The sequence below is a fragment of the uncultured Porphyromonas sp. genome, from assembly GCF_934359325.1.
In the GTDB taxonomy this organism is placed as follows: Bacteria; Bacteroidota; Bacteroidia; order Bacteroidales; family Porphyromonadaceae; genus Porphyromonas_A.
Genome location: NZ_CAKRLH010000079.1, coordinates 1 through 7,635, shown reverse-complemented (window position 1 = coordinate 7,635; position 7,635 = coordinate 1). Strand labels below are relative to the sequence as shown.

The 7,635-nt window shown below is 58.0% G+C and carries 6 protein-coding genes; 5 read left to right on the top strand and 1 reads right to left on the bottom strand.

Translation table 11 applies throughout. The features are described 5' to 3' along the window. Positions 1–97 precede the first annotated feature (97 nt). Positions 98–475: a glycine cleavage system protein GcvH gene (gcvH, locus tag Q0F21_RS04305; protein ID WP_297237730.1), complete on the top strand. Its 378-nt coding sequence runs from the start codon at positions 98–100 to the stop codon at positions 473–475. Between the two features lie 98 nt (positions 476–573). Beyond that, positions 574–1,095, top strand: a complete 522-nt coding sequence (gene purE, locus Q0F21_RS04300) for a 5-(carboxyamino)imidazole ribonucleotide mutase (RefSeq protein ID WP_297237728.1) — start codon at positions 574–576, stop codon at positions 1,093–1,095. 468 nt (positions 1,096–1,563) lie between these two features. On the opposite strand, the gene Q0F21_RS04295 is transcribed toward purE, so the two are convergent. Then, complete coding sequence (locus tag Q0F21_RS04295) at positions 1,564–3,936, bottom strand: TonB-dependent receptor (RefSeq protein WP_297237726.1); 2,373 nt, start codon at positions 3,934–3,936, stop codon at positions 1,564–1,566. Between the two features lie 338 nt (positions 3,937–4,274). Here Q0F21_RS04295 and Q0F21_RS04290 point away from each other — a divergent pair, with 338 nt between their 5' ends. From Q0F21_RS04290 to Q0F21_RS04280, 3 genes are all read left to right on the top strand, one after another. Continuing rightward, positions 4,275–5,960 carry an AMP-binding protein gene (locus tag Q0F21_RS04290; protein ID WP_297237724.1) on the top strand — a complete coding sequence of 562 codons (1,686 nt, stop codon included), beginning with the start codon at positions 4,275–4,277 and terminating at the stop codon, positions 5,958–5,960. A 13-nt stretch (positions 5,961–5,973) separates the two neighbouring features. Then, positions 5,974–6,711 (top strand): lysophospholipid acyltransferase family protein, encoded by a 738-nt coding sequence (locus Q0F21_RS04285; protein ID WP_297237722.1) that lies wholly within the window; start codon positions 5,974–5,976, stop codon positions 6,709–6,711. Between the two features lie 106 nt (positions 6,712–6,817). Then, a partial coding sequence (locus Q0F21_RS04280; protein WP_297237721.1) for an AMP-binding protein occupies positions 6,818–7,635 on the top strand: 818 nt, incomplete at its 3' end.

The window sequence follows — 7,635 nt, the reverse complement described above, 5'->3', positions numbered from 1 at the left end:
AAGTACAGGGATGGGATGGGGATCCCTGTTGCAAGATTGAGAAAAGAATTCTAAATTTGTACTGGAGATATTTGCCAACCAAAACAATAGCAACACTATGAACTTTCCTGAAAACCTGAAGTACACCCAGGACCACGAGTGGATCCTCGCAGAGGGTAATCAAGTAACTGTCGGCATCACCGACTTCGCTCAGCAGGAGCTGGGGGACATCGTCTTCGTAGACGTGGACGGTGAGGGTACGGTAGAGGCCGGAGAGCCCTTTGGCTCCATCGAGGCTGTCAAGACCGTATCCGATCTGATCGCTCCCTGCACCATCGAGGTGGAGGAGGCCAATGACGAGCTCGAGGACGCTCCTGAGCTGGTCAATCAGGACCCCTACGGTAAGGGCTGGATCATCAAGGGCAAGGTCGCTGATGCGAGCGCCCTCGAGGGTCTCCTCTCTGCTGCTGACTACAAGGCTCTGGTAGAGAAGTAATCTACTTCAGATAGTTTTATGACAAGACAAGGGGAGAGAGGCGACGGAGGTCGTACTCTCTTCCCTATTTTTTTACACACATATTAGAGTATCAAGCTATGGCTACACCCGATAAGCCCATCGTCAGCGTCATCATGGGCAGCACCAGCGACCTGCCGGTGATGAAGAAGGCTCTCGACCTGCTGGAGCAGATGGAGGTCCCCTTTGAGCTGCTGGCGCTCTCCGCCCACCGCACTCCCCAGGAGGTGACCGACTTCGCCACCCACGCCGAGGAGCGTGGTATCCGCGTCATCATCGCTGCCGCCGGTATGGCGGCGCACCTCTGTGGCGTCATCGCTGCACAGACTACCGTCCCGGTGATCGGCGTCCCGATCGCCTCCACCCTCTCCGGCATGGATGCGCTCCTCGCCATCGTCCAGATGCCCGGCGGTATCCCCGTCGCCACCGTGGGGATCAATGGCTCGCTCAATGCGGCTCTCCTCGCCGTCCAGATCCTCGCCGTGGCGGACAAGGACCTCGCCGAGCGCTATCGCGACTATAAGGAGGGACTGAAGCAGAAGATCGTCAAGGCTAATGCCGACCTCGCTGAGGTCAAGGACTACAAGTACAAGACCAACTGATATCGCTCCCATAGGGGCAAATAGAAAGGGCTCACAGAATGGATGACCACTCTGTGAGCCCTTATAAGATCGCGTCGGGGACTTTGGATAACTCCGAAAGTAAGGATTTGAGGATGAATCGTGCTTTGTAATCCGCCCGCCCCGAAGGGCCACGGCACGCCATCGCAAGATCCAAGGGTCTCGGAATTGTTTTAATATTGACGAGTTTCCCGTGTGCCCGACGCGAATGTCTATGATCGTGTATTGCTGTACTATCTGTACAGAAGCACGCTTGCTTCCCCCTTCTTTACATCACAAAGGTAGGAAAACGAATCCGCATTTGCAAGCTGACCGCTCTTGTAGATCGCTTACTTTAGGAATGTCCACCTATTTTAACCGAGTTACGATATGGTGACACTCCCGGAGGAAAAAAGAAGAGGAGCCCCGACGATCGCCGGGACTCCTCTCTTACAGTGACTTAGTCTAACCTTACATCCTGATCATGAGGTCGACGCCAAAGGTGAGGGGCGCCCCCTTCTGGAAGAGATCCTGTCCGAAGAAGCTGAAGTAGAACGGGTGGTACTCCGTATTGAGCAGGTTGCGGCCCCAGAGGGTCACGTCCACCAGCCCCAGCTGTACTCCGGCGCGGGCACCCAGGAGGGAGTAGAAGTCCTCGCGCACCGTATTCTCCGGATCTCGATAGATCGGGCCGACGCCGCTGTACTCAGCCGATGCGTGTACTGCCTTGAGGACCTTGTAGTCTAGCCCCTTGTGGTAGCTCAGCAGTGCAGAGGCGGTATGCTGCGGCATATAGGGGACGTAGTTGCCGGCGAGGTCGACCTCTACCCTCTCGCCAGAGGGCTTGGTCACCTTGGTATGCCATACCTCAAATCGGGACTTTGCATGTCCATAAGAGACTGAGGCGCGGAGAGAGGGGATGATCTGCCAGGCGGCGGTCGCCTCCACCCCGGTGCTGCGACTCTGCCCCGCATTGTCCACATACCGACCGGCGCTTGTATTCACGAAGCGGGTGATCTGCTGATTGGTGATCCGGGTGTCAAAGACCGTTGTCGTCAGGAGGAGGCGGTTGTCGAAGAGCCGAGCACGGAAGCCTACCTCATAATTGATCCCATACTCCGGCTCGTAGGCTGCTGCCTTAGGGTCGGATGGGACGATCGGCAGATTGTCCGGATCTATCGCCTGAGGACGACCTGGCTTTGCTCCCGGCTTGGGCATCAGGCTCTGGAAGGCGGCCTGCATCGCCGTCTGCGTCATCACCTGGTCGCTGTATCCGCCGGTCTTGTAGCCGCGAGAGACGGTGATGAAGGCATTGAGATCGTCGGTCAGGTCGTAGCTCAGTGCCAGCTTGGGCAGAGCGACGAGGAAGGTCTGAGCACCACTGTCCTTCACCCGACCACCAATCGGCTGGGGCATGCGCATCGTCTTGCCTCCGCGATTCATCTCCATGATGACCCGAGAGGCGAAGTCACTGTCGTAGTCAAAGCCCTGATGCTCCAGGTCGACGCGCAGCCCGGCAGTCAGAGTCAGTCGAGGGATGACAAAGTCGGCGATGCTGCCCTCCAGGTAAGCGGCAACGCCGCAGTCCTTCTTCCAGGACTGATTATTATTCAGCGCCATCTCCGTGTCGGCAAGCAGCTTACCCGGCATCTTGATCCCCCTCTTCGCCATCATCGCCATGGCGCGATTGAGCTGGGGCTGGACCAGCTTCTGCAGTCCGTCGGGGTAGATCTCCACCGGTGAGTGGTGATCTGAGTGGAGGTAAAAGCCCGAGACCCCGGTCGTCCAGTGGAATCGCCCGTCTCTCTTGGACTTCAGTGCCACCTCCAGTGTCGTGGCGAGCTGCTTCTCTCGCTGATTGACAGAGAAAACGTCGGCCGGGCTGTAGTCCTGATCCATATGGATCCTACCGTGGAGGTACTCCACACCGCCGTTGATGTGGAGGTCTGCCTCGTCTCCGGCAAAGGTGTAGCTGAGCCGCTCCTGAGTGGAGAAGCGGTTGTACGTCCCGGGGCGATTGATATTAGGCGCCATCACCTTACCCGTCTCGGGATCCTTAGGGGCGTAGGGGAAGGCTCCCTGATCCACTCCGTCGGCGTTGGCAGAGAGGATCAGCGCGTGGGGCCCCCGGCGCCACTCACCGCGGATGGTACCGCCGCCGCTGAGGGAGTGGTCGGACTTCTTCCCATCGTACTGATTGGTGTAGTATCCGCCGAGGTACTGCACATATCCGCCCACCGTCAGTCCCCACTCCGGGGAGAGCAGCGTGCGGTAGATCGCCTGTCCGCGACCGGTCATGTAGCTACCCCCACGGAGGAGTACCTCCAGCCCCTGCTTCTCAAATGGGCTGATCGTCCGGACATGGATATTGCCGGCCATCGAGTTTCGCCCATAGGTGGAGCTCTGACTGGCGGACATGACACGGATAGAGGCGGCATCGAGTATATCCTTCTTCAGCGTCTGAGTCAGTGTCGGCACTCCGTCGATGTAGAGTGATGTGGCTGAGGAGCCGCTACGCGAGCCTATCCCGCGGAAGTAGATCGGCGCATTGGATGAGGATCCGTAGTCCGGTATGTAGAGCCCCGGCACCAGCGCCGTCAGGTCGGTCAGGTTGTGCAGATGAAACTCCCGCATCACCGTCGGCGTGATCATCGTGACGCCGCCCGGCACACGCCAGAGCTCATTGGCCTCACGGATCAGCGGTGTCTGTGCGTAGACCTGCACCTCCTCCAGCTGCCTCGTCTCGAGGCTGTCCAGAGGGAGTTCGTCCCGGTCGATAGCTCGGATTGCCAGGGCGGTCTGAGAGACTGCCAGTAGGGACAGAGCGTAGATAAGTTGTCTCATGGGTAGGGATATAATGGCATTTTCAAAATTAAACTCTGTTATAGGACCGCAAAGGTAGCTAAAAATAAGACCACCGACACCCCACACTCCCCAAAATTGCTGCTTCGTCCGAGAGTGGCAGAGGGCGTGGTTTTCAGACTAACATCTAATACCGATATTAGTCACAACTAATATCGGTATTAGTTCGCACTATTACCGGTAATAGTTTTCAGCGTGATCGAGCCCCCTCTAAGGCATGCCCGGAGCTGATCTCGGTGCGAATGAAAACTTTCTGTACTTTTGCTCTCATATGAGCTATGTGCGCACTTTTTCCCACATCACAAGAGAAGAGATAAGAGATGATCGAGAAGCCATTGGTAAAGTTCTTTGAGGAGGCGTTCCGCAAGCACTGGATCCGCCCCGCGCTCTGCAACTACGACTCCGGCACCATCTACAGCTATGCCGATGCGGCTCGCGGTGTCGCGAGGGTTCACCTCCTCCTCGAGGCCTCCGGCGTGACGAAGGGGGATCATGTGGCACTGCTGGGCGAGGATAGTGCAGAGTGGTGTATCGTCTGGCTCGGGGTGATCACGTACGGCGCTGTGCTGGTGCCGATCCTGCCTGCCTTCACCCCCGAGGATACGATGCATCTCGTGGAGCACTCCGACTCTAAGGTGATCTTCGTCGGTCCGGAGCATGTCTCCGCGCTTGATCCCAAGAAGCTGAAGTCGATCCGAGCCACCTACCGGATCGACACCCTCGCACCCCTCCCCGAGTGCACGTCGGTCAAGGAGTGCCGCACCCTCGATGCCGACCGGCTGATGGAGGAGCGCTACCCGGCCGGCTTCCGGAGGAGTGATGTGGTCTATGATAAGGTGTCCAATAGCGATTTCGTCCTCCTGAGCTACACCTCCGGCACCTCCGGCTTCAGCAAGGGCGTGATGCTCTCGGCGAATAACATTGCTGCAAATATTAATATCACTCACGTTAGGAAGATCTATCGTCCCGGTCAGCAGATGCTCAGCTTCCTGCCGCTGGCGCATGCGTATGCGCTGATGTTTGACTTCCTTTCTCCGCTCACCTGTGGCGCCCAGATCTACATCCTGCGCTACAAGCCGACACCGGCCATCCTGATCAAGGCACTTCAGGAGGTGCGTCCTCAGGTGATCTTCTCGGTCCCCCTTGTACTGGAGAAGGTCTATAAGAATATCATCCTCAAAAAGATCAATGCCTACTCGCCCGCCGTAAAGACGATCATCGGTATCCCGGTGCTCAATCTCTTAGTCTACAATCGTATCGGGAAGATTATGCTCGACACCATGGGGGGACGGGTGGAGCAATTCGTCGTCGGTGGTGCGGCGATCAATGATCAGGTGGAGAAGTTTGTACTCAATACCGGCTTCCCTCTCACGATCGGCTACGGCATCACCGAGTGCGCCCCGCTGATCAGCTATGCTACTCCTCGTGAGCATAAGTGCAGCAGCTGCGGTAAGGTCCTGCCGGAGATTGAGCAGGTGCGGATAAGCCCCGTGGAGGGAGGATTTCAGAGCGACGGCTCCGGTCATGAGGTGGGCGAGGTGCAGGTGCGCGGGGAGAATGTCTGCCTCGGGTACTATAAGAATGAGGAGGCGACGAAGGCGCTCTTTACCCCCGACGGCTGGATGCGGACGGGCGACCTCGGCTTCATAGATGCCAATGGATACGTCTACCTCCGCGGACGGAGCAAAGCGATGCTGCTGACGGCGAATGGGCAAAACATCTTCCCCGAGGAGATTGAGTCGCTCTACGGCTCCAGCCCCTTTGTCATGGAGTGTGTCGTGGTGCAGCGTGACACCAAGCTCGTCGCCATCGTCGTCCCCGATGTGGATGCGCTCAAGTCTGAGGGTAAGGTGAAGGATAAGGAGGTCGCCGAGGCGATGAATACCCTCCGCGACATGATCAATCAGCGCCTGCCGATGTACGAGCAGGTGAGCGCCGTAGAGCTGCGGGAGGAGCCCTTCGAGAAGACTCCCAAGCAGAGCATCAAGCGCTACCTCGTCAAGTAAAGCCCCCTCTGTCATGAATCCACTACTCAAGCCCCTCTGGGCGATTTACTACTGGCTCATCTTTGTCCCCCTCTTTGTCCTCGCCACGATCCTAACGTCGATCCTGACGGTGCTGGGCTCTGCGCTCGGCTGGAGGAGGGGCGCCACCTATCTCCCCTCACGCATCTGGAGTAAGCTGACGATGAACCTCCTCTTCTCCCCCGTCACGGTGCGGGGTAAGGAGCATATCCCTGATGAGGCGGTCATCGTGGCACCCAATCATATGAGCGCCCTCGACGTCTTTGTCATGGCGGGGTATCTCCATATGCCGTGTCGCTGGGTACTCAAGGCTCCGATCCGTAAGATCCCCTTCGTCGGTTGGGCGTGCGAGAGGATCGGCTTCATCTTCGTCGACCATACACCGAGTGGTGCGAGACGGGTGATCGAGGATGCCAAGTCGACCATCGCCGAGGACTTCAGCATCATGATCTTCCCCGAGGGGACACGCTCCACGACCGGACGGGTGGGGCGGCTCCGTAAGGGCGTTGCCAGCATCGCCATCTCCACCGGTACGCCGGTGCTGCCGGTGACGATAGACGGTACCTTCGAGGCGCTGCCCAAGGATCACTACTTCGTCCACCCCCACCGTATCACGATGACGATCCACCCGCTGATCCGCACCTCCGACTACAGCGAGGATGCCGAGGGGATGATCCGTCTCACCGACGACCTCACCTCCGCCATCAAGAGCGGGTTGGCGCCTGAGCAGTGATCCCGGGAGGGTAGCCATACGGGAGCTTTTTGCAGAGGATCTCTATCCTCAGGGAAATTGAGTAATTTTGCGAAACAGAGGGGACTTGTAATACATAGAGACTGATATGATAGAGACACCTTTCATCAAAGCCTACGAGAAGTCGTTTGCTGACTCTTGGGCGCTGGCAGCGCTGACCAATTACGACACCGGCAAGACCTTTAGCTACGCAGATGTGGCGAGAGGGGTGGCACGTACGCAACTGCTCCTGCAGGCCCTCGAGGTCAAGAAGGGAGAGCGGGTGGCACTCATCGGTGAGGACTGCGCCGAGTGGTGCATCCACTGGATGGGCATCGTCACCTACGGGGCTGTCGTCGTGCCGATCCTGCCTGCCTTTACGGCTGAGGATGTGGAGGCGATCATCAACCACTCCGACTCTGTGGTGGTCTTTGCCGACGTTGAGCATCGGCAGCGCCTCTCGATAGACCACCTCCCGGAGGTCCGTACTTTCGTGGACATCATGTCGTGCAGTGTGGTCCCCGAGATGACGCGCGAGGGGCGACTCCACAGTATCGACGTGGAGGCACTCTTTACCGAGCGTTACCCTGCCGGATTTACCAAGGAGGATATCCACTACGAAGGGGTCTCCAATGAGGACGTCGTCCTCCTCACCTACACCTCCGGCACCTCCGGCATCAGCAAGGGCGTGATGATCACGGCGAATAACCTCATCGCAAATGTCCTCGGCGCTCAAGAGAAGAAGGTGGAGATGCCCGGCGACGTACTCCTCTGCATGCTCCCCAATGCTCATGCCTTCTCCCTCGCCTTCAACGTCCTGCTGCCGCTCTCCGTCGGCGGACATATCTTTATCCTACGCTACAAGCCGACACCCTCGATCCTCGTCAAGGCTATGAAGGAGATACGTCCCCATGTGATGCTCTCCGT

What these genes read in the sequence shown, in the direction of transcription:
- gcvH (WP_297237730.1), top strand. Translation starts at nt 98, where the DNA reads ATGAACTTTCCTGAAAACCTGAAGTACACCCAGGACCACGAGTGGATC.
- Q0F21_RS04285 (WP_297237722.1), top strand. Translation starts at nt 5,974, where the DNA reads ATGAATCCACTACTCAAGCCCCTCTGGGCGATTTACTACTGGCTCATC.
- Q0F21_RS04295 (WP_297237726.1), bottom strand. Translation starts at nt 3,936, where the DNA reads ATGAGACAACTTATCTACGCTCTGTCCCTACTGGCAGTCTCTCAGACC.
- Q0F21_RS04290 (WP_297237724.1), top strand. Translation starts at nt 4,275, where the DNA reads ATGATCGAGAAGCCATTGGTAAAGTTCTTTGAGGAGGCGTTCCGCAAG.
- purE (WP_297237728.1), top strand. Translation starts at nt 574, where the DNA reads ATGGCTACACCCGATAAGCCCATCGTCAGCGTCATCATGGGCAGCACC.